Annotated in this window: 21 protein-coding genes and 1 pseudogene; 3 read left to right on the top strand and 19 right to left on the bottom strand. The window is 56.2% G+C overall.

From position 1 onward, the window contains the following. Positions 1 to 21 precede the first annotated feature (21 nt). The 5 genes from recJ to D3H35_RS27760 all read right to left on the bottom strand — a co-directional run bounded on the left by recJ (position 22) and on the right by D3H35_RS27760 (position 6,096). On the bottom strand, positions 22 to 2,481 hold the full coding sequence (gene recJ / locus D3H35_RS27780) for a single-stranded-DNA-specific exonuclease RecJ (RefSeq protein WP_119152359.1): 2,460 nt from the start codon (positions 2,479 to 2,481) through the stop codon (positions 22 to 24). 59 nt (positions 2,482 to 2,540) lie between these two features. Beyond that, positions 2,541 to 3,461 (bottom strand): cation diffusion facilitator family transporter, encoded by a 921-nt coding sequence (locus D3H35_RS27775; RefSeq protein WP_233568205.1) that lies wholly within the window; start codon positions 3,459 to 3,461, stop codon positions 2,541 to 2,543. A gap of 32 nt (positions 3,462 to 3,493) precedes the next feature. Continuing rightward, a complete protein-coding gene (gene secF, locus D3H35_RS27770) occupies positions 3,494 to 4,348 on the bottom strand; it encodes a protein translocase subunit SecF (RefSeq protein ID WP_233568204.1) in 855 nt (284 codons plus the stop codon). A gap of 40 nt (positions 4,349 to 4,388) precedes the next feature. Next, positions 4,389 to 5,642 (bottom strand): protein translocase subunit SecD, encoded by a 1,254-nt coding sequence (gene secD / locus D3H35_RS27765; protein ID WP_119152356.1) that lies wholly within the window; start codon positions 5,640 to 5,642, stop codon positions 4,389 to 4,391. Between the two features lie 175 nt (positions 5,643 to 5,817). Beyond that, positions 5,818 to 6,096 carry a post-transcriptional regulator gene (locus tag D3H35_RS27760; RefSeq protein WP_233568202.1) on the bottom strand — a complete coding sequence of 93 codons (279 nt, stop codon included), beginning with the start codon at positions 6,094 to 6,096 and terminating at the stop codon, positions 5,818 to 5,820. A gap of 178 nt (positions 6,097 to 6,274) precedes the next feature. Here D3H35_RS27760 and spoVB point away from each other — a divergent pair, with 178 nt between their 5' ends. Next, the gene (gene spoVB, locus D3H35_RS27755) at positions 6,275 to 7,837 is read left to right on the top strand and encodes a stage V sporulation protein B (protein ID WP_119152411.1); all 1,563 of its coding nucleotides are present in this window, start codon (positions 6,275 to 6,277) and stop codon (positions 7,835 to 7,837) included. On the opposite strand, the pseudogene D3H35_RS27750 reads toward spoVB, so the two are convergent. Continuing rightward, positions 7,838 to 8,529 (bottom strand): annotated as a pseudogene (locus tag D3H35_RS27750) (DUF421 domain-containing protein). 241 nt (positions 8,530 to 8,770) lie between these two features. Between D3H35_RS27750 and D3H35_RS27745 the strand changes: the two are divergent. Together D3H35_RS27745 and D3H35_RS27740 are read left to right on the top strand one after the other, a co-directional pair. Continuing rightward, positions 8,771 to 9,175 carry a TIGR04086 family membrane protein gene (locus D3H35_RS27745; RefSeq protein WP_119152355.1) on the top strand — a complete coding sequence of 135 codons (405 nt, stop codon included), beginning with the start codon at positions 8,771 to 8,773 and terminating at the stop codon, positions 9,173 to 9,175. A gap of 67 nt (positions 9,176 to 9,242) precedes the next feature. Next, positions 9,243 to 10,100, top strand: coding sequence for a phosphatase PAP2 family protein (locus D3H35_RS27740; protein WP_119152354.1), 858 nt, complete (start codon positions 9,243 to 9,245; stop codon positions 10,098 to 10,100). 90 nt (positions 10,101 to 10,190) lie between these two features. On the opposite strand, the gene yajC is transcribed toward D3H35_RS27740, so the two are convergent. The 13 genes from yajC to D3H35_RS27680 form a co-directional block, all read right to left on the bottom strand. Next, positions 10,191 to 10,505: a preprotein translocase subunit YajC gene (yajC, locus tag D3H35_RS27735; protein ID WP_119152353.1), complete on the bottom strand. Its 315-nt coding sequence runs from the start codon at positions 10,503 to 10,505 to the stop codon at positions 10,191 to 10,193. An 18-nt stretch (positions 10,506 to 10,523) separates the two neighbouring features. Next, entirely contained in the window at positions 10,524 to 11,657 is a 1,134-nt protein-coding gene (tgt, locus tag D3H35_RS27730; protein ID WP_119152352.1) for a tRNA guanosine(34) transglycosylase Tgt, read from the bottom strand. A gap of 21 nt (positions 11,658 to 11,678) precedes the next feature. Next, the gene (gene queA, locus D3H35_RS27725) at positions 11,679 to 12,725 is read right to left on the bottom strand and encodes a tRNA preQ1(34) S-adenosylmethionine ribosyltransferase-isomerase QueA (protein ID WP_119152351.1); all 1,047 of its coding nucleotides are present in this window, start codon (positions 12,723 to 12,725) and stop codon (positions 11,679 to 11,681) included. Then, a complete protein-coding gene (locus D3H35_RS27720) occupies positions 12,722 to 14,848 on the bottom strand; it encodes a SpoIID/LytB domain-containing protein (protein ID WP_158594313.1) in 2,127 nt (708 codons plus the stop codon). The genes queA and D3H35_RS27720 overlap by 4 nt, the downstream gene beginning before the upstream one ends. Beyond that, positions 14,832 to 15,296, bottom strand: a complete 465-nt coding sequence (locus tag D3H35_RS27715) for a thiol-disulfide oxidoreductase DCC family protein (protein ID WP_158594312.1) — start codon at positions 15,294 to 15,296, stop codon at positions 14,832 to 14,834. The genes D3H35_RS27720 and D3H35_RS27715 overlap by 17 nt, the downstream gene beginning before the upstream one ends. 30 nt (positions 15,297 to 15,326) lie before the next feature. Beyond that, positions 15,327 to 16,304: a Holliday junction branch migration DNA helicase RuvB gene (ruvB, locus tag D3H35_RS27710; protein WP_158594318.1), complete on the bottom strand. Its 978-nt coding sequence runs from the start codon at positions 16,302 to 16,304 to the stop codon at positions 15,327 to 15,329. A 54-nt stretch (positions 16,305 to 16,358) separates the two neighbouring features. Further along, positions 16,359 to 16,985, bottom strand: coding sequence for a Holliday junction branch migration protein RuvA (ruvA, locus tag D3H35_RS27705; protein ID WP_119152347.1), 627 nt, complete (start codon positions 16,983 to 16,985; stop codon positions 16,359 to 16,361). After that, complete coding sequence (ruvC, locus tag D3H35_RS27700) at positions 16,982 to 17,485, bottom strand: crossover junction endodeoxyribonuclease RuvC (RefSeq protein WP_119152346.1); 504 nt, start codon at positions 17,483 to 17,485, stop codon at positions 16,982 to 16,984. The genes ruvA and ruvC overlap by 4 nt, the downstream gene beginning before the upstream one ends. A gap of 363 nt (positions 17,486 to 17,848) precedes the next feature. Then, positions 17,849 to 18,544, bottom strand: coding sequence for a BofC C-terminal domain-containing protein (locus D3H35_RS27695; RefSeq protein ID WP_158594311.1), 696 nt, complete (start codon positions 18,542 to 18,544; stop codon positions 17,849 to 17,851). Between the two features lie 65 nt (positions 18,545 to 18,609). Then, on the bottom strand, positions 18,610 to 19,353 hold the full coding sequence (locus tag D3H35_RS27690; RefSeq protein ID WP_119152344.1) for a hypothetical protein: 744 nt from the start codon (positions 19,351 to 19,353) through the stop codon (positions 18,610 to 18,612). A gap of 14 nt (positions 19,354 to 19,367) precedes the next feature. Next, positions 19,368 to 19,871 carry a hypothetical protein gene (locus D3H35_RS33800; RefSeq protein ID WP_119152343.1) on the bottom strand — a complete coding sequence of 168 codons (504 nt, stop codon included), beginning with the start codon at positions 19,869 to 19,871 and terminating at the stop codon, positions 19,368 to 19,370. Then, complete coding sequence (locus D3H35_RS33795; protein WP_267901466.1) at positions 19,868 to 19,993, bottom strand: hypothetical protein; 126 nt, start codon at positions 19,991 to 19,993, stop codon at positions 19,868 to 19,870. Before D3H35_RS33795 ends, D3H35_RS33800 begins: the two co-directional genes overlap by 4 nt. Continuing rightward, the gene (locus D3H35_RS27680) at positions 19,990 to 20,232 is read right to left on the bottom strand and encodes a LysM peptidoglycan-binding domain-containing protein (RefSeq protein WP_233568201.1); all 243 of its coding nucleotides are present in this window, start codon (positions 20,230 to 20,232) and stop codon (positions 19,990 to 19,992) included. The genes D3H35_RS33795 and D3H35_RS27680 overlap by 4 nt, the downstream gene beginning before the upstream one ends. Positions 20,233 to 20,963: the final 731 nt, after the last annotated feature.

Here is a 20,963-nt window from a genome sequence, read left to right as displayed (position 1 = left end):
GCTTTCTATTTCCGAAGAGCATTATACCCTTTTGACCGTCGTCTGACTACCCTCTGTTTTCAACCCCGTCAGCCATTCCGCCAGCCGCTCCTTCGGCATGTCCGCCAAGCGCAACGCTTCCGCCTGCCGCTTGGCCTTGCGATACCTTTCCGATTCCTCCAAAGGCTTGCGCGGCGGGTTGTCGTTCATCTTCCGTTCCGCTCCGCGCGCCCTGATGAATCCCAACTCCTCGAACACTTCTTGCATCATTCGAACGACCGCGAGAGACATGCCCGTCCGGATCGAGATTTGACGCAAATAGCCGTCCGGACCGTCTATCCATGCGCCGCGTTCGCGGAACATCGCGTACGCTTCACCGAATCGGCTCCGGTCGGGAAACGACGAGCCAGAGGCGCCGGGTTCGCTTCGCCTGCCGGGAAGCTTGAAAATATGAACGCTCTCCAGGCGTTTCAGTTCGGAGAGAACTTGCCCTAGCGCTTCCGCTTCCTCCGGCTTTTCGGGCAGTCCCAGCAAAGCGAGGTGCCGCGGGCCTCCGCTTTGTTCGGCTTCAAGCATCGAGCCTGCGGCTACTTCTCTTAACGTCGCTGCTATTCCGGATCGATCGAAATCGTACGGCAGAACGGCAATGCCTTCCAAACCTTCCCGCTCCTTCGCTTCGCCGGCCGTCCGAGGAGACGGACTTAGCGCAAGCAAGCTTCCCCTGCGGCTGCGAGCGAGCTTGTCCAGCTCTTTCCACGCATCCTTCGCATCCCGGAGATCGAATACTTGAAGCTCATCCGAGCGAAAATCTTGCAAAATCAGTTGAACCTTCCGATTGCCGTTCCACTCGTTGACGGAGAGCTCTCCAAGCAAATCGACGGAAACTCCGCCGGCGAGACGCTCGACGCATTCGCCCAGACCGAAGCCGACCGCCTCAAGCGGACGTCCCTCCCGCACGACGGTCATGCGGAGATGCTTGCCGTCCTTGCCCAGCGTGCGGCATTCGCGCAAGCTCAAATCCCGAATCAGCACCCGGGGCGTCGCATTGCCGCTGCCGAAGGGCTCCAGGCGAGACAGCTCTTCCACCGCAGAGAGAGACGCATCGGTCAGCTCGCAGACGAGATCGACCCTTTTCTTCGGCTGCCAATCTTCGGCAGTCAGCCTCTCGCCCGCTATCCGGTCCAAGGCGAGCTCCAGCTCCGGAACCTTGTCGATCGCCAGAGTCATTCCCGCCGCCGCCTGATGACCGCCGAAATGATCCATGAGAGAGGAGCATTCCGAGAGCGCGGCATGAATATCGAAGCCTTCTATGGAACGGGCCGAGCCTTTGCACTTGCCCGTCCCCGCATCGTACGCCAGAACGATAGCCGGACGGTAATGCTTCTCGACCAGCTTGGAAGCGACAAGCCCCGCCACTCCCGCATTCCAGCCTTCTCCGGTCAGAACGATGACCCGCGGGCCTTGGCCTCCCCAATCCGAGCGACGTTGCTCCCACTTGGCTTCCGCTTCCTTAACCGTTTCCTCCACCAGTCTTTGACGCTCCGAATTGAGCAAGTCCAGCTCGCCCGCAATCCGCTCCGCCTCCGACCGATCCTCGGTAACGAGCAGACGCACGGCGCTTTCCGCGCTGTCGAGCCGGCCTCCGGCATTCAATCTAGGAGCGACGCCAAAGCCGATTCGCCCGCTCGACAGCTCTTTCGCTTCAATTCCGCAAACGGCGGCCAGCGCTTGAATGCCGAGCGAAGGATCGTTGCGCATCATAGACAGCCCTAATCGAGCGATGATTCGATTCTCGCCGGTCAGCGGCATCAAGTCGGCTATGGTGCCTATGGCGGCCAAATCGGAATATTCCGTCGCAGGCCTTCCGAGCAAGGCATGGGCAAGCTTATAAGCGACCCCCGCACCTGCTAATCCCTTGTAAGGGTAAGGACAATCGCGCTGCTTCGGATTCACGATCGCGCATGCGCTTTCGGGCAGCAGCTCCGGCGGCTCATGATGGTCGGTGACGACGACGTCTATCCCTATCTCTCGCGCATAAGCGATTTGCGCCGCTGCGCTTATTCCGTTATCGACCGTTACGATCAGCTTGACCCCGGCTTCCGCAGCCAGATCGATCGCACCGTTATTCAAGCCGTATCCTTCCCGGCTGCGATGGGGAACGTATGTATCGAAGCTCGCCCCAAGCTTGGCAAGCAGACGGCTCATTAGTGCGGTGGAGGTTACTCCGTCCGCATCGTAATCGCCGTAAACCCGAATTCGTTCGCCTTCTTTCAGCGCTCTCCGAATCCGTTCGACGGCTTCGGTCATCCCTTTCATAAGGAACGGATCCTCCAAGCCCTGTTCGCCGGCATTCAAAAAACGTTCGACAGCGTCCGGATCGGTCCAGCCACGGGACGAGAGCACCTTCGCCACGAGCATCGGCAAGCCCAGCTTCTCTGCCAAATCGCGAGCTCCCGCTTCATCGGGCTCGCGCCATTCCCATCGGTAACGGGATGCAAACATTGGAAACCCCCAGAGTAAAATCAAAATCCGCCAGCAGATGCGCGGCGGAATTCGATGTCTTATTGGATAAAGGACGGCAGTTCTTCTTCGTGATGATTGGATTTATAAGGAAAACCCGGATCATAGGGCTGGACTTGAACGCAAGCGTCGCAAATGTGCAGAAACCTCTTCGTCAAATGCCGTTTGACCCTTAAGGCGATTTCTTGTCCTTCCGTAACGCTAATACGGGGATTGACGCGAATGACGACATCGAGAACGAGATAATGCCCTTGCTCCCGAGCCCTCAATTCCTCCACGGCCACAACTCCGTCGATACGCTGCATCGATTCCAATAGCGTCTGCGCGTCGATTTCGTTAAGAGCGCTCCGGCCTGTCGATTGAAGAACGGTCGTAATAAGCTGGTAGCCCATTCTCAAGACGAATGCGGCGATTACAATTCCCGCTGCCGGGTCCATGACGTACAAAATCGGAATATCCAGCAAATCCCCCGCTATTGCCCCCGTCGTTCCGACCAAGGCGGTTATGGAGGCGAAGATGTCGGAACGGCTTTCGCCCGAACGTTCCGCGCGGATGCCAAGCTGAATGTCCTTGCTGCGCTTGTAACGGGCCAGAGCTTCGCGGGCTCCTATGCCCGCGACGATAACGATGACCGATCCCCACTCCGGAGGCTGATCCGCGCCGGCAGCCATGCTCCGGACGGACGAAACGCCGATTTCGATGCCCGCGACGAGCAAAAACGCGGACAGGACGATGGCAATAGCCGACTCGGTCTGCTTTTTCGCTTCGGACTGCTTCGAATTTCGAATGCCCATGAAGGAGGTCAACGAGCCGGCGCAATCCGCGGCCGAATGGCAAGCGTCGGCGAGAAGCGCCTTGCTTCCGGTCAGCCAGCCGGCTGCGCCTTTGGCCACCGTCAAGCCGAGCAGCCCCAGCAGGGAAACGAGAGCGCTTCGTTCCGCAGATGCGTAACGTTGCTCCATCTTCACAAGAGCCACCCCTTTTTTACATGCGATTACTGCGCGTTGGACGTTTTGACCGCTTTTTTCAACGGTTCTTTTTTCTTCAGGTACAGCCAGATCGGACTTGCGATGAAGATCGAGGAATAAGCTCCGCTGACGAGACCCAGAATCATGGCGAGCGAGAACAGCTTGATCGATTCGCTGCCGAAGATGAACAAGCAGACGGCTGCGATCAATACCGTAATAACCGTGTTGATCGAACGCGCGAGCGTCTGCCAGATGCTCTTGTTGACCAGGACGTCCAGATCGGACGTCGATTTGATTTTGGCGAACCGCAGGTTTTCGCGAATCCGGTCGAAGATAACGACCGTATCGTTGATGGAATAACCTATAATGGTCAATACCGCCAAGATGAACGGCAAGTTTACTTCAAGCCGGAAAATCGAGAAGACGGCGATAACGAAAAAGGCGTTGTAAATAAGCGACAATACCGCCGCAATGGCAAAGCGCCACTCGAACCGAATGCTGACGTAGAGAACGATCCCGAGGCAGGCGACGGCCATTCCGATCAATGCGCTCCGCTGCTGCTCCCGGGCGATCTCGGCGTCTACGATATGCATTTCGTAGTCCGCTTTGTCGTCCAGCTGCTTGCTGAAATCGGCTTTGATCTTCTTTTCCTGAACGTCGTTAAGCGCCGCCTTGAACCGAACGGATGCCCGGTTGTCCGAAGTGACGAGCGTATACTCGCCCAGCTTTTGTTCGTCGAGGAACGATTCGATTTTGGCTTTTTCGACTTGCTTGTTCGTTGTAATATCCAGTGCGGTGCCCGCGCTGAAATCAATTCCGTAATTCAAGCCGAAAATGCCGACGGCTGCGATTCCGAGAACGGTAATGATCAGAGAGATCATCAAAAAAGTGCGACTCGTGTGTACGAAATTGAATTTTTTATTAGAGTGCACCGATTTCACTCTCCTTCACGCCATATAAGCCAGGCTTGGTGAAGCGTCCGCTGCGCACGAGGAGCTGAAGCAGGAAACGCGGCATGAACACGTTGGTCAAGATGTTCGCGATAATACTTGCGATCAAGACGATCGCGAAGCTTTTTACGATGCCGTGTCCCATGAAGTACAGGACGCCGGCCGCGATTATCGTCGTAATATGCGCGTCGATAATCGTACGGAAGCTGTTCTTCGCGCCGGAACGAAGCGCCGAAGCGACTGTCTTGCCGTGCCGGATCTCATCCTTGATCCGTTCGGCCGTAATGATGTTGGAGTCGACGGCAATCCCGATTCCGAGAACGAACGCCGCGATGCCCGGAAGCGTGAGCGTCGCGCCCATGAGCCAGAATACGCCGAGCAGCAGCCAGACGAACGTAATCAAGCAGATCGACGCGATCAGGCCCGGAAGCCGGTACAGCGCGAGCATGAACAGCAAAATCAGGATGGAAGCGAGGCCTCCGGCGAACAGCGTCTGATCGAGCGATTTCTGGCCTAGAGAAGCGCCGACGCTTTGCGTATATTTCTCCGTCAGCTTGAGCGGCAACGCGCCCAAGTTAATAACTTTTGCCAGCTCGCGAGCCTTATCCATCGACTCTATCATCGTGATCTGAGCGGTTCCATCCGTCAAAGCCGATTGAACGACGGGGTCGGATTGAAGCACTCCGTCAAGGAAGATAGCCAGATTCTGTCCGACCAATCGGGAAGATACTTCGGCCAGCTTGGATTTTTCTTTGACGACAATGTTGACGAGCGGACGATTGAGGCTGTCAAAGCCCGTCGTCGCGGCGTTCTCCTTGAAGTCTCCGCCTACAAGCTCAACCTTGCAGTAATCGGTGGCGGATGAGCAGCCCGAAGCGCTGCGGAATTCCAAATCCGCGGGACGCTTCATCAAGTCGCGAACCGCGTCTTCGTCGCCTTTGCCCGTCGCGATTTTGACGCGGATCCGGTTTTCGCCCTCCGTCGTCACCTCAGGCTCGGATACGCCGGATTTGTTGGCCCGCGCTTCCAGACTGATGGCCGTTTGTTTGAGCGAATCTTTCGTCACTTGCCCGCCGGGGGTCAAGGGTTCGGCTTCATACAAAATTTCGAAGCCGCCTTTCAGGTCAAGCCCGAGCTTCGTGTTGTGCAGCAATCCGGGAGTAGTGAAGCCAATAACCCCGAAAGTTACGACAACGACGAGCACGAAAGCAAGAAGTCGATTCATTGGTGGTGCGATCCCCTTTCGATTCTCAATGTTCCTATTATACCTATCGCCGGAAATGGAAGTCAATTTGCCGAAAAGAGGTGAAAAGCTCCGAAATAACAAGCAAAAAACGGCTTCGCCGCCCGGACAGGGCGCAGAAGCCGCCAATTATTGGGAGAGCGCGGCGAAAGATCGCCTACCGCTTGGGGCGGTAATCTCCCCGATACATGTTCAACGTAATAAAATTCATGAACTGATTCACCTTCAACGACAAAATATCGTTCACAATCACGTGCAGCGCAGGCGTTCCCTTGACGTGGTACTTGTCGCTGACGCATTCCCACACATCCGCCCCGCTTACGTGATCGTAGCCGATGAGCTTGAACTCCTCGGCCTTGCTCTCGCATAGACTTTCAATGGTTTTGTTCATCTCGTCGTCGATGGGAGATGCCTTCGCTTCGTCAGTATCGCTCACCTGATTGATCCCTCCTGCTCTGTCGCGCGTTTGCTTTCCGTCTACTTGTTGTTCTCCGCCCGCTGCCCGATTTCCTTCCGGTCTCTGAAATAATGAAGGGACGGGCAGTCATGAAGCGATCGGATCGGGGCATACATATGGAACTATCCGAACGTAAAGATGAGGGATGGCCTTGACTCTGCGCAAGCAATCGTTTATTCAAGGGGCGATGATCCTTCTGGCCGCGGGAGTGCTGAACAGGCTGCTCGGCTTCGTGCCCCGAATCGCGCTTCCTAGAATGATCGGCGCCGAAGGCGTCGGGCTCGTCCAGCTTGTCTATCCGTTCACCATCGTCCTGCTTACGATTATAGCCGGCGGCTTGCCGCTGGCCGTCGCCAAGCTGGTTGCCGAAGCCAATTCAAGAAACGACAAAGATGCAATTCGGCCGATCGTCAGGACGGCGATGTCGCTCGCTATCGGCTTAAGCTTGACCGCAGCCGCGATTTGCATCGCGCTGGCCGACTGGATTTCTAGCCGAGTCATGACGGACCCGAGAGTTCATGCCGCGTTTTTGACGATGATTCCCGTGCTGCCGCTCGTCGGAATTTCGTCCATATGGCGAGGTTATTTTCAAGGAAAACAGAACATGATTCCGACGGCGCTCTCCCAGACGGTAGAAACGATCTTTCGGATTGTAATGACCCTCATTGGGGCTGCCGCGCTTATCCCATACGGACTTGAAGCCGCAGCGGCCGGGGCGGTTGTCGGTATGGTAACCGGCGAGCTCGCGGGACTGTTCGTTCTCTGGATTCAGATCGTTCGGGACAGAAAGCCGGAAAAGACGAACGCCGATCCGGAGGCGAAGACAGCGGCTCCGAGGCGCGCCAACTCTTATACCCGCCAGTTGCTTCGAATAGCCGTTCCGGTAACCGGCAGCAAGCTGATCGGCTCTCTCTCGTACTTGCTGGAATCGATTCTTACCGCCCGAAGCCTTGCGGCGGCCGGACTTACGGCGGCTGCGGCTACCGCCCAATACGGGGCTCTTCAAGGCATGGTCATTCCTCTGTTGCTTTTGCCCGGCGCGTTGACCTATTCGCTAGCCGTCTCGCTTGTTCCCTCACTGTCGGAGGCAGCCGCCAGAGAGGATTGGCCGACGATTCACAAGCGGCTCCATCAGTCGATGCGCCTTGCCATCGTAACCGGAGCGCCATTCGTCGTCCTTCTGGGCATGCTCGCCGATCCGATATGTACGCTTTTGTACGGGGACGATTCCATGGCGAGCATGCTGCGCTGGCTTGCTCCCATCGCGATATTTTTGTACATGCAAGCCCCTTTGCAAGCAGCGCTTCAAGCGCTCAACCGTCCGGGAACCGCTTTGTTCAATACGTTCGCCGGAGCTGCCGTCAAGCTGGCACTGATCGTCCAATTGGCGACCGATCCCAAGCTTGGCATACTCGGAGCCGTTATCGCCATCGCCGCTAATATGGCTCTTGTCACCGTGCTCCACTGGTTCAGCATCGCCCGGTTAACGGGCTTTCGAATGCAGCCCTTCGATTTTCTGAAAGTAACCGGAGCTATGACGATAATGAGCGCCGTCGCTCTCTGGATATGGAATCGAAATTGGCTCCCGGGAGACGGCATCGAGCTCGGTACCGCATCGCTGCTGTCGACGCTCGTCTATTTGCTGCTGCTCATCCTGTTCCGTCTCGTTGACCGGCACGACGTCGAGCGCATTCCTCTGCTCGGCCGATTGTTCCGGTAATCAGTCTTTGCGGTCGACGTACATTTTGCCCCTGTGATCGACGCTGCAAAAAAAGACGCTTTTGAAACCTTCTACTCCTGCTCCTTCAATTCCTTGTTCAGCCAAAAACGGTTTTTTCCGATTTTCTCCAAGCTCTCGTCTTGAACTTTGCCATCCATAATGAGCGGCAAAGGGAGCAGCTCGTATCTGATTTTCCACGACAAAGGTTCTTTCCCGATTCGATCCGAAGGCTTCTCCTCCTTCGGGTCGCGCGGAATAACCGATAATTTCCCCGAAGATTCCAGCACCGCCAGCTCCACCTCTTCGACGCTCGTCAGTTTATTTTCCCGAAGCTGCATCATCAAATCGTTCAAATTGTAACGCTGCCTGCGCATTTCGTCTTTATTCAGATGGCCTTGGCTGATCAGCACGCTTGCTTTCCCGTCGAACCAGTCCCTTGCTTTGCGATTTTTGAGCGTAACGATGGCGATGCCTAATTGCATGAACGCAAGAAGTATAATTGGCGCAGCTCCGTTAACAAACGGTCTAGCCGGTTCTTCGATGACGATAACGGCGATCTCGATGATCATGAAGGAAATAACGAGGTCGAAGACGGACAGCTTGCCGATTTCGCGCTTGCCCATTAGACGGAGAGAAGCAAAAACGATGAAATACATGATCACCGTGCGCAGCAGGATGGCCGTGAGCTCCATGTCGATCCCTCCATGGCAATATCGGTTAGCGTGGTCCGCAGCGCCGCCGGCGGCCGCTTGAGCCTGTAGTTTCACCGCGCGTCCTTGGCATCATGCAAGTCATTCGAACGGAATATGTGGCAGAACGTTCGTATGCAAGGGCAGGCTCCCTGAATTTTCTTCCGACGGAAAGCTTGTACTAGATTGGCGGCAGCCGCCATAAGCTGTACAAAGCACGAATAGGAAAAAGGAGTGTTTCCTTATGAGCGCAATTTCCCGGCTGTTCGGAATTCGAATTGCTTCCCCGGTCTTATCTGGTTTGATTTGGTCGTTCATTTGGCTAGGAATCGGTGCGCTCTTTCTGTCTTTCCTGCTTGCGAGCACATCCGTCAAAGAAGACGGCATCCCATCGCTTGCAATCGGGATACACGGCTTCGCTTCCTTGTGCGGCGGTTTTGTATCCGCTCGGCGCGCCGGCCGCAGAGGCTGGTATTTCGGCTTTGTGAACGGACTGCTGTACACGCTTTTGATTCTGCTCACAAGCTTTCTTGCCACAGATATCGATTGGACGCTGCGAGTGCTCGTCGTACTTGGACTAACGAGCTTGACCGGCGCTTTCGGAGGAATGCTGGGGGTTAATTCCGGAGGAAGCTCTCGCGTTCGATAATGCGGGCATAAATATGCTATACTAAGACGGCGTTTGGACAGGCATTACGATAGCCGGGGGACTCAGAATGATTTTGTTTCAATCCATGTCATCCGTCACCATGTGGTCCGCGCTGACCGTGACCATTCTGATCTGGTACGGAACCTCGCGGCAGCCGTTCGGAACCGCTTATTTGTTATTACGCTCCTTGGCGACATCCCGTAAGTATTTGCTTTTCTTCGTTTCGATGTCTGCGATTCTTATGCTGAACAAGAACGAATTAAAGCTGGAGCGCCATTTTGACGTCTCTTACGACCTGACCAAAACGTTAACCGGCTGGGAAGGCTCGTGGCACGCCGGCTTTCAAAGCTTTCTACATTCGGACTGGTTGACCGCCGTCTGCGTATTTTTTTACGTCGTTGTCTTCCAATCGGTCATGATCGCGTCCATCGGAGTCTATACGGCAGATCGCAACTTGAAAATGTATTACTCGTTCTGCATCGCGCTGCTTCTCAACTATTGCATCGCCGTTCCCTTCTATTTGTTCGTTCCCGTAAACGAAGTATGGTTCGCGGAGCCGCAAGTGCGGTTTCTAATGCTCGATTCCTTCCCTACATTCGAGCATGCATATCGGAGCTTGTCGGGACTGGACAATTGCTTTCCGAGCCTGCATACGTCCATATCCGTTACGATGGCGCTGATCGCCAGCCGTTCGGGCAACCGAAGGTGGATGATATTCGCCTGGATCAATGCGGGGATCATTATTTTGTCGATTTTCTACTTGGGCATTCACTGGATGACGGATATGCTGGCCGGATGCGCTCTGTCCGTCTTTGCCGCGACGATCGGGCTCAAAATAGGTGCATGGGCGGACCGTACATCTCCCGATCCTCTGCTCCGGCGCAAAAAGTCGAAGATGCAGACGTCGAGGTCTCTCGGGTCGTAATTTCGATTTCGGAGAGCGCTCGCCGCGTACAAAAAAGCTGCCCGATGCCGATATTCATTCGGCTTTCGGGCAGCTTTTTCATAATCCGTTCTAGCTTTCGCTCTCCGATTTAACTTCGGTCGAACGCGCCGTCACATTGTTGATCGCGGAGCGATCGAATGTAAGCTTCGATACGTCGTTCACTTTCAGTACGATCGTATCGTCGGTGATGGTGTCGATCGTACCGTGAAGGCCGCCGATCGTCGTGACTTTATCGCCCTTCTTAAGAGCGCTCAGCATGCTTCCGCGCTCCCGCGATTTCCTCTGTTGAGGACGAATCAACAAGAAGTAAAAAATCGCGAACATAAGCACGAAAGGAAGAATCATTCCCCAAATACTGCTGCCGCCGCCTTCTGCCAACCACATCGATGTCCCCTCCCTTCTCTAAAAACCGCTTTCGTTGCCGGCCATTCCGTAATTTTCGAAAAATTCGTCCCTGAAATCGCGAAGCCTGTCCTCTTGAATCGCTTGCCTGACATCCTGCATGAGATGGACCAGAAAATGAAGATTATGTATGGTCGTCAGACGAAGTCCGAACATCTCGTCCGCCTTGATCAAATGGCGGATATAGGCGCGCGAATAATTGCGACACGCGTAACAGGAGCAATCCGGGTCGAGCGGACCGAAATCGCTGGCATACTTGGCGTTCTTCACGACAAGCCGGCCTCGGCTCGTCATCGTCGTGCCGTTGCGGGCGATTCGCGTCGGAAGCACGCAGTCGAACATATCGACTCCGCGCATGCTCCCTTCGACAAGCGCATCCGGAGAACCTACTCCCATCAAATAACGAGGCTTGTTCGACGGCAGAAAAGGTACCGTCTCTTCGAGCATCTCGTACATTAGATGCTTAGGCTCGCCAACGCTCAGTCCACCCATAGCATAACCCGGAAAATCGAGGGAAGTCAAATCCGCCGCGCTCTGGCGGCGCAAATCCGCGTGCATGCCGCCCTGAACAATCCCGAACAGTGCCTGATCGCTCGGCCGGGCGTGTGCCTTGAGGCATCGCTCCGCCCATCGGCTCGTTCTTTCCGTCGATTTCTTGACGTATTCATACTCCGCCGGATAAGGCGGGCACTCGTCGAACGCCATAATAATATCGGAGCCGAGAGCGTTTTGGACGCCGGTAGCCACTTCCGGCGACAGAAACAGCTTGTCTCCGTTCAGATGGGAGCGAAAAGTGACGCCTTCCTCGGTAATTTTACGATTCTCGGCCAGCGAAAATACTTGGAAACCGCCGCTATCGGTTAGAATAGGCCGGTCCCAATTCATGAATTTGTGCAAGCCGCCCGCCTCGCGGATCAGCTCGTGCCCGGGACGAACGAACAAATGATAGGTATTGCTAAGAATGATTTGCGCGCCGAGTTCTTTCACTTCCTCCGGGCTCATCCCTTTGACGGTCGCTTGCGTTCCGACGGGCATGAACGTCGGCGTGTCGATGATTCCGTGCGGCGTATGAACTCTGCCCAAACGCGCCCCCGTCTGAGCGCATGTCTTAATCAATTCGTAAGTAACGGCCATAATCGTTTCCCTTCCGGTTGCTTATGTTATAAACATGGCATCGCCAAAGCTGAAAAACCGGTATTGCCGGTCCACCGCCTCGGCATAAGCGGCGAGCACGGCTTCCCTTCCGGCCAGAGCGCTAATGAGCATTACGAGCGTTGAACGCGGCAGATGGAAATTGGTCAGCATGGCGTCTACCATCGTGAACTTGTAGCCCGGATAGATGAAGATGTCCGTCCAGCCGCTGCAAGCTTCAATCTGCCCCGGCGCGAACCGTTGGCCGATCGATTCCAGCGTACGGGCTGAGGTCGTGCCGACCGCCACGATCCGGCCTCCGCTTGCTTTCGCATCGTTCAGCAGACGGGCGCTTTCATCGCTTACCGAATACCATTCCGCATGCATCTCGTGTTCTTCGATTGTGTCGGCGGATACGGGCCGGAACGTCCCTAGTCCGACATGCAGAGTAATACGGCACAGCTTCACTCCGTATTGCGCCAGTTCGTCCAGAAACGGCTCCGTAAAATGAAGCCCCGCCGTAGGAGCGGCCGCCGACCCTTCGTGCGCTGCATAGACGGTCTGATAACGGTCTCGATCGTCCAGCGTCTCTTTGATATATGGAGGCAGCGGCATATGCCCGAGCTTGTCGAGCAGCTCGTGGAATATTCCTTCGTACCGGAACGCGATCGTGCGCGCGCCCAGCTCGCCTTCCTCTTCCACTTCGGCGACGAGCAAAGGCTTCCCGTTCTCGTCCGAACCGAAATGCAGCTCCGTTCCTTTGCGAATTCGTTTGCCCGGCTTGACGAGCGCTTCCCAGCGATCGGCCTCCAGCCGTTTCAGCAGCAGCACTTCCGCCTTCGCGCCGGTGTCCGCTTTCACTCCGAACAGACGGGCGGGGAGCACTCTCGTATCGTTCAATACGAGCGTGTCCCCCGGCTTCAAATACGATTTCAAATCGGTGAACGAACGATGCTCCGTTAGCCCGTTCTCCCGATGGAGCACGAGCAGACGCGACGAGGTTCGCTCCTTCAAAGGCGTCTGCGCGATTAAACTCTCGGGCAGTTCAAAATCAAAGTCGCTTACGTTCATATGGCTGCATCCTTCTCGATTGTAACGTTCTTGTAATAGTATAGCAGAATGGATTTGTAGTCATACCCTTGTTCGGCCAGCCCGCGCGCTCCCCATTGGGACATTCCGAGCCCGTGGCCGTTGCCTTTGCCGTGGATGACAAAGGTCGGCTCTCCGGTTACGACGCGTACTTGAGCCTTGTCGTCCATAATAACGAGATTGCCGTCGGACGGACTGACGTTGCCGTCACCATCGATGACATGAACGGCTCCGACGGCTTGGGGCAGCTCCCTCTTCGTTCCGTTGCCATCCAGAACCGTATATTTCCCGGTCTGCTCCACCGAAATCAGCGTGCTCTTCAGCCCGCCGAACGCCGCTCTGAAGCCGTAGGGAGACGACGGCTTGTACGGCACTCCGTTCACCGTAACCTCGGTAATGCGGCCCGACGGGCCTACGCCCGTAATTTCCACGGTTTTCACCGGTCCCGTCGCGTTTACGAACTTGGCGAGAGCAGCCATCTGCTCCGATGTATACGGCCCTTCGATCCAGCTATAGTCGCCGTTAGCCGGAACCTTGTCGAGCGATACGACTATCGTGCCCGCCGACAGCTTATCGACGGGAGCAATCGTGTTATCGATGATCGGCTTCGTCCGAACGGTCGTCGCCTCTCCCTTTACCCGAAGCAGCTTAAGACCCGCGGCGTTCTTTTGGCCGTCGTCCACAAGCAAATCCTCGCGAATATAGCCGGTTTGACCCGAAGCCAGCAAGACATTGTACCAATTCAACTGACCGGCGCCCGCTCCGGAGTCGGGGCTAATCACAGCGCTGGCCAAGCCGGGAACATCGTTGCCCCACACTTCGGTTTTGCTGTCGGCCGTAATTCCGCCCGCGTTCGAAGAGAACATGGCGTTGAACACTTTCCCGCCCGATATAACCACTTCGCCGGCCGTCGCGTTTACTCCCGACGTCGAATTGGCGTTCTCGGAGCTTGTTCCGTTGTAGGCCTGGCTTAACGTCGTGTCGACGACGTTCGCAATTTGAAAGCCCATTCCCGAAGACACCGCGTACGAGCGAGCCGCGACGGCTTGCGCTTTCTGCGCTTCCGCCGGCCACCCCGAGCCTACTTCCGCCCCAACGACCGAATACAAATACGGCTCCAAGCCTACTTCATTGATAATGGCAAGCGAACCGTTCAGCGCGCTTGCTTCCATGCTTCCCCGGTAATTTCTCTTGGACCGTTCGACAAGTTGGATAGGAGCGTCTGCGGCCGGATCCGCCCGGAGCGTAACTCCGGCCGCCAGAGGCACTGCGTAGAGCTGCATCGGGCTTCCGGCCGCTCCGTTCACCGTCATGTCGTTGCGAACGACCGCATATTTCGCAGATGGTTCGGGAATGACGACATTAGGAGCTCCGGCTGCCGCTGCCGCTTGCTGCAGCGCGGGCAGCGCGGCGGCGGAGCTCTCTTGGCCGATTCGCACGCCGAAAGCGATGCCGCCGCTTTGCAGCTTCAAGGTAACGAAAGCGTCAAGTCCGGCCGCTCCGAGACGATCGGCGGCGGCGGACGCTTCGGCCATGCTTCCGTACGGACCGGCTTCCACCGCCCATGGACCGGCAATTTTCGGTGGAGCGAGAGCTGTAACGCTTGCGGCAACTCCCGCGTTCTTCCATTTTTCCAATGCGGTCGATGCGGCTGCGGCCGTCGAGTAGACGCCTTCCGTCACTTGATAGACGGGCGCTCCCCTCTTGGTCACCTTCGTAATGAAGGCGGCCGAGGAAGAAGCCTGCATCTTCTTCAGCGCCGCAATAGCACCGCTCAAATCGCCGGTTTCCAGCACCAAAGCTTTGTAGCCGTCAAGGGCAAACCGGATCGATTGCCCGGGCGCGGCATTCCCGATATTATAGCTGCCTCCGGGCTCTCTCCATAAGAGCTTCAAGCCTCCGGCCGACTGCAGCGTCGCGGCGTTCGTAAGCGACTGAAATTTGCCCGCTCCGAGATTAAGGAACAGTCCGACGCGTATTTGACTCGGAACCGAGAACGTACCCGCTCCGTAGGATACGATTCCCGTCGATCCCGACGAAGCGATCAGTGCAGCGGATGCCAATAAAAGTATTCGTTTGAAAAAACGGTTACCGTCGTTCGTCATGAGGGGGCGCGCCTCCATCTTGTAGATTTGTTTGGTTGCCGCGAGGAAGCGAGCAGACTCCGTCCGAACAGGACGCTCGGCCGAACAGCCGGTAGCGGTTGCGTGCGACGATGCGGTACGCCAGTCGGCTTATGCCGCGCAGCCCGGGGATATTACCGAGCACTCCCAGCCAAGCGAGCGAGGGGACGTGCCTCAGCAACAACAGCACGCCGTCCGAGCCGCTATGTCTTCTTCCGCTTTCATCCGTAACGTGCATCTGCCCGGCAAGCTCGTCCAGCGGGACGTCTGCGATTCCCGGCCAAGGCTGAAGCTTGCCGTTGACAAGCGCCTGAAGCGGTACGAATGTGACGTTCGCCCGCACCTTCATCGACTTGATCTTGTCCACGGCAGCCAAGCACAAATTGCATTCGCCGTCATAGACGAGCGTAAGCTTGGGAAAGTTGCCCATACGCGTCGATTCCTCCCGCTTCATGACTGATCAGACGTTATTATCCGGAATCGGCAGTCCGAGATGACGGTAAGCAAGCGGCGAGACGACCCGGCCGCGCGGCGTCCTCTGCAAAAAACCGATCTGCATAAGATACGGCTCGTACACGTCCTCGATCGTCTGGCTCTCTTCACCGATAGAAGCGGCAATCGTGTCGAGACCGACGGGTCCTCCCCGGTAATTCTGGATCATCGACCGGAGCATCTTATGGTCAATGGCGTCCAGCCCCATCGGATCGACCTGGATTCTTTCCAGCGAATCGTGCGCGATCTCGTCCGTAATGATGCCATCCCCGCGCACCTGAGCGTAATCCCGCACCCTCTTCAACAGCCGGTTCGCGATCCGGGGCGTTCCGCGCGATCTGCGGGCCACCTCGACGGATGCCTCTCCGACAATGCCGACCCCCAGAATGTCCGCCGTCCGGGACACGATATAAGCCAGTTCGTCGATGTTGTAAAATTCGAGCCTGCTGACGACGCCGAAGCGATCCCGCAAAGGAGCGGACAACAGCCCCGCTCTCGTCGTCGCGCCGATCAGCGTGAATTTCGGCAAATCGAGCCTGACGGAACGGGCGCTGGGGCCTTTGCCGATAATGAAGTCCAGGGCGAAATCCTCCATGGCCGGGTACAGCACTTCCTCCACGGTGCGGTGAAGCCGATGAATCTCGTCGATGAACAGAACGTCGTTCTCTTGAAGATTCGTGAGAATCGCGGCCAGGTCTCCCGGCCTTTCGATAGCCGGTCCGCTCGTCGTGCGAAGATTGACGCCAAGCTCGTTCGCGATAATATTAGACAGCGTCGTCTTGCCCAAACCCGGAGGCCCGTACAGAAGGACGTGGTCAAGCGGCTCGCGCCGCATTTTGGCCGCCTCTATGTAAATTTTCAAATTGTCTTTGACTTGCTCCTGGCCGATATATTCGGCCAAATAACGAGGACGCAGGCTATATTCGACCGCTTGGTCCTCCATCATCAAATGAGCCGTGACGATCCGGTCATCCTCCACCCTCGAATGCCTCCCTGCTTATTATCCTTGGAACAATTGCTGAAGCGCTTTTTTCATAAGGACGTCCACAGTCTCGTCTCCGGTTACGGAATTTTTCATGGAATGCCAAGCCTTGTCGAGCTCCGCTTCGCGATAGCCCAGCCCGGACAACGCTTCCTTCGCGGATGCCCATGACGATTCTCCGCCCGAGGCAGACGCCGCTTCATCGACGACGATGAAACCGGCCAGAGCGTCGGAAGGCACGCTGCCGGAAATGCCGAGCTTGTCCTTCAGATCGAGAATCATCCGCTGCGCCGTCTTCTTCCCTATTCCAGGCAGCTTGGTCAAAAAGGTGATGTTCTCCTGCTGGATAGCCGCCACGATCGAATCCGGCCGCCCTCCCGCCAGCACGCCCAGCGCCACTCTCGGTCCGATTCCCGATACGTCCAGCAGCTTCCGGAACATAGCCTGCTCTTCCCTCGTCGTAAATCCGAACAATTGAATGGCATCCTCGCGGACGTGATGGTGAATAAACAATTGGACGGCCTCGTTCGTACGAGACAGTCCGTATGGGTTAGGCGTAAACACTCTGTAGCCGACGTCATGAACGTCCAGCACGACGTATTCTGTCTCCAGATGGGCAACCCGCCCGCGCAAAAAATCGATCATCTACGCTTCGCTCCGTTCAGCTTATCGTTCAACGAGTAGGAATGCGCATGACAGACGGCGACCGCGAGCGCGTCCGCAACGTCGTCCGGCTTGGGTACGACGGACAGCTTCAGAAACATTTTGACCATCTCCTGCACCTGCTTCTTCTCCGCGGCTCCGTAACCGACGACGGCTTGCTTAACCTGCATCGGCGTGTATTCCCCGATCGGCAAGCCTCTCTGGGCGGCGGCGAGCAACAACACTCCGCGCGCTTGTCCGACGCTGAATGCGGTTGTGACGTTGCGATTGAAGAACAGCTTCTCTACCGCTACCGTATCCGGCTTATACTTGTCTAGCAGCGAGCAGGAAGCTTCATAGATTTGTTTGAGCCGCACCTCGGGAAGCGTGCCCGCTTCCGTCTCGATGCAGCCGTATTGCACCGGCACGAGCTTATGCCCGATTTTATCGATGAATCCGAAGCCCATTATGGCGATTCCGGGGTCGATTCCAAGCACCCGCATAGGGATGTTCCCCCGTTCTTATGTATCGTTCTCTTTCGCGTTCATCTGATTATATCAAATGTTGCCGCCAATGAGAACGGAAGGAGAACATAACGGCGCCAGCACGAGGCCGCAATGAAACGCGAAGATGCGCCCTAAAGCGCCGTTCCCTCTCATGAAACCCCGGCCAACCGCCAAATTTTTGCTGAAAAGCGGCACCTCTCGTTCCGTCATTTTATCGAATGGGGAGTTTTAACCTGCAAGCAGTCGCCTAGCAATGATTGAACGGCAAAAAAAGACGTTCGCGTTCGAGCGTCTTTTCCGTGACGTGGTCTGTGCTCATTTTCGTATGGGATGCTATGGTTTTCGAGTCCGCTTGTCCCGTTACGTCCTGGGCTGCAGAACGCTTTCCGATCTTTCCAGCGCATAATCGCTGAAAGTAGACAGAACGCTGTTATATTCGTCCTTGTCCGATACTTTGATCCCGTTGGCCAGCTCGTGCAGCCGTTCTTTGGAAAGGCTGGATTCGAGCAAACCAACGTCAAGCTGAAAAAAAGTGCGCACAACGTTATCTTTGCGCGGCGGACCGTCGAACAGCGACAGATTGCCGTCCTCGTCCAGACCGATATAGGAGGTGCTTCTGCAGGCTGGTGACAAATCGTCGATCTTCTCCTCCATAACGACGGTTCCTGTTCGATCGAACTTCGCGTCCCAATCCAAATGGGAGATCAGCAGATCGCGAGCTTCGGACGTCGCGTGCCGGCCTAACATGCGCGTCTCTTCCCCGCATAAATAAACGCGGTGGAGCACGACCTCGACTTCGCCGTTCCACCTGGACAACGAGTGAAGCGTCCGTTCTCGCGGCGTGGCGTCCACCCCGGGCTCGTCCGCCGAAATAACCGGAGACCAAGCTTCGGCCACCCGTTCCGTCTTGCCGGATGAAACGATCAAATAAACGGAAGCCGCTCCGACCGCCGCCGAAATCAGAAAGATCGCCGCCACTAAACCTAGTGACCAGACGGGCCATTTTTTCCGCTTAAGTCTTTTTTTAAGTTCCTTCATTACACGTGAGCGCAGCACCGGAATCCCCATCCCTGCCTTTTTTTCCAGTGTTCCCTGGGGATTCCGGCAATATTCGCTATTCGTTAACTTTTAATCCAAGGCAAGCTTCCCCTGCGTTTGGGCTTGCTCTGTCTGGCGGCTGACGATTTGGACTTAGGTTTAACGGAGACCCGCTTTGTCGTTTGTTCAAGCTGATCTTCTTCCTCCGAGGCATGTAGACGCGGCTCCTTCGGATCGTAATAGCCGCTGGAGGAAGACAGCCCATGCTGCTGATCCGAGTAATAAGGGTATTCGACCGGGGCAGCCGATAACGGCGACACGCTCGTCGGAGCTCCATACGGGTAATGGGCATGGGCTGCATGCGCAGCGTGGACATGAACATTTGCGGCTGCGACATTGGACCCGTACCCTCCGTCGTAATAGCCGTTGGGACCGACACCGGCCGGACCGACGGAAGACGGACTGACCGCCAGCGGACTAGCCGCTAACGGAGTCGGCCATACCGGAGTCGGCGCTTGGCAAGGCTTGCAGCCATGCTTGACAGGGGCTGCGTAGACCGGGAAGCCCGGAAGAGTGCCGATTGGCGTGATCGGCAGCCCAGGAAGCGTGCCAATTGGCGCTATCGGCATATTCGGGATTCCGCCGATAGGCGCAGTCGGCAAGCCCGGGAGCGTACCGATCGGCGCGATCGGATAGCCCGGAATCGTACCGATCGGCGCGATCGGCAAACCTGGCAGCGTACCGATTGGCGCTATCGGATAGCCCGGAAGTGTACCGATCGGCGCGACCGGAAGACCCGGGAGAGTGCCGATCGGAGCAATCGGCAAGCCCGGGAGCGTGCCTATGCCTTGCGTATATTCATAGCATTCTTCTTCAACCGGAGAGGTGACCGGCGCAACGGCGGTTGTGTGGTCGTAATGACCGTAACCGTGCCCCCCGTCGAAACAGGGCTAACAGGCATAGGGTACGGGTAGACGGGCGAAGCGATCGGTGCCATTGCTTCCACCGCAGGCACATTGTATTGCTTGAACAGATCGACATGCTCTTGAACGCCATAACCGTAAGAAGGCGCATGATGGATCGGCATTGGGGCGTTTGCGATAGGCGATACAGGGGCGACGGGGTATGGCGCTGGCGCATGCACGATTGGCGCAATTGGTGCGATAGGATATGGCGCTGGCGCAATCGGAGCGACCGGGAGCGGAGTCGGTGCGGGCAATGGAGTCGGTGCGGGCAGTGGAGTTGGCACCTCCGGCAGCACTTCCGTGCTCGGTTTGACGGAGGTGCTCGGCTTTTCCGTTCCGCCGTGCATGACTCCCGTATTGGCTTTGCCATGATGACTCATGTCGTGATGTTGCCCGCCAGTTGAATCGTGATGTTCCCCGCCGGAGCAAGCTTCGGAATATTGACGACTTCTCCCGTTAACAGCACGTTGGGATTTTTGAGCTGTTTATTGGCTTTGATCATTTCCTCCAGCGGTATTCCCACGCTTTGGACAGCTTCCATAACGTATCGCCCTGCTGAACGATATGCTGGTGCAATAGCGCCGGCGTTGGAGGCCCCGGAATCTTCACCTTCATTCCGACGTCGATGACGTCTGGGTTTTCGATTTCCGGATTCGCCTTCAAAACGTCTTCGAGCGATACGTTGTACTTTTGCGCAATCAGATACAACGTATCCCCTTTTTTAACCATATGGATTTTCACGCCGTTCCCTCCTGATAGCTTGTCGTCATTCACGAGCGGGGCATTAGCCCTCTCTCAATCTTTACATCCTATGCAGGTGTTGGGCATTTGACATCATTACCGGAAAAAAGCTGCACAATTTATATTTAAAATATCGGCCCTGTTATTGAATAAAGTATCAGTGGTGCTTGGCGATTTAGCGAGGGTTGGGCAGGTTACTGGCAGTGCCATCAGAGGCTTCGGCAATTTAGCCGGGTATCGTTGGGTTACTGGCAACGCGGACGGAGGTTTCGGTGATTTAGCGAGGTTTGGGCGGGTTACTGGCAGTGCCATCAGAGGCTTCGGCAATTTAGCCGGGTATCGTTGGGTTACTGGCAACGCGAACGGAGGTTTCGGTGATTTAGCGAGGTTTGGGCGGGTTACTGGCAGTGCCATCAGAGGTTCCGGCAATTTAGCCGGGTATCGTTGGGTTACTGGCAACGCGGACGGAGGTTTCGGCGATTTAGTGAGGTTTGGGCGGGTTACTGGCAGTGCCATCAGAGGTTCCGGCAATTTAGCCGGGTATCGTTGGGTTTTACTTGCAACGTGGACGGAGGTTTCGGCGATTTAGCGAGGTTTGGGCGGGTTACTGGCAGTGCCATCAGAGGCTTCGGCAATTTATTCGGGTATCGTTGGGTTACTGGCGACGCGGACGGAGGTTTCGGCGATTTAGCGAGGTTTGGGCGGGTTACTGGCAGTGCCATCAGAGGTTC

Source organism: Cohnella faecalis, from assembly GCF_003570905.1.
Taxonomy (GTDB): Bacteria; Bacillota; Bacilli; order Paenibacillales; family Paenibacillaceae; genus Cohnella; species Cohnella faecalis.
Note: the sequence above shows the minus strand (reverse complement) of the source record. Positions and strands in the feature narration are given on the sequence as shown.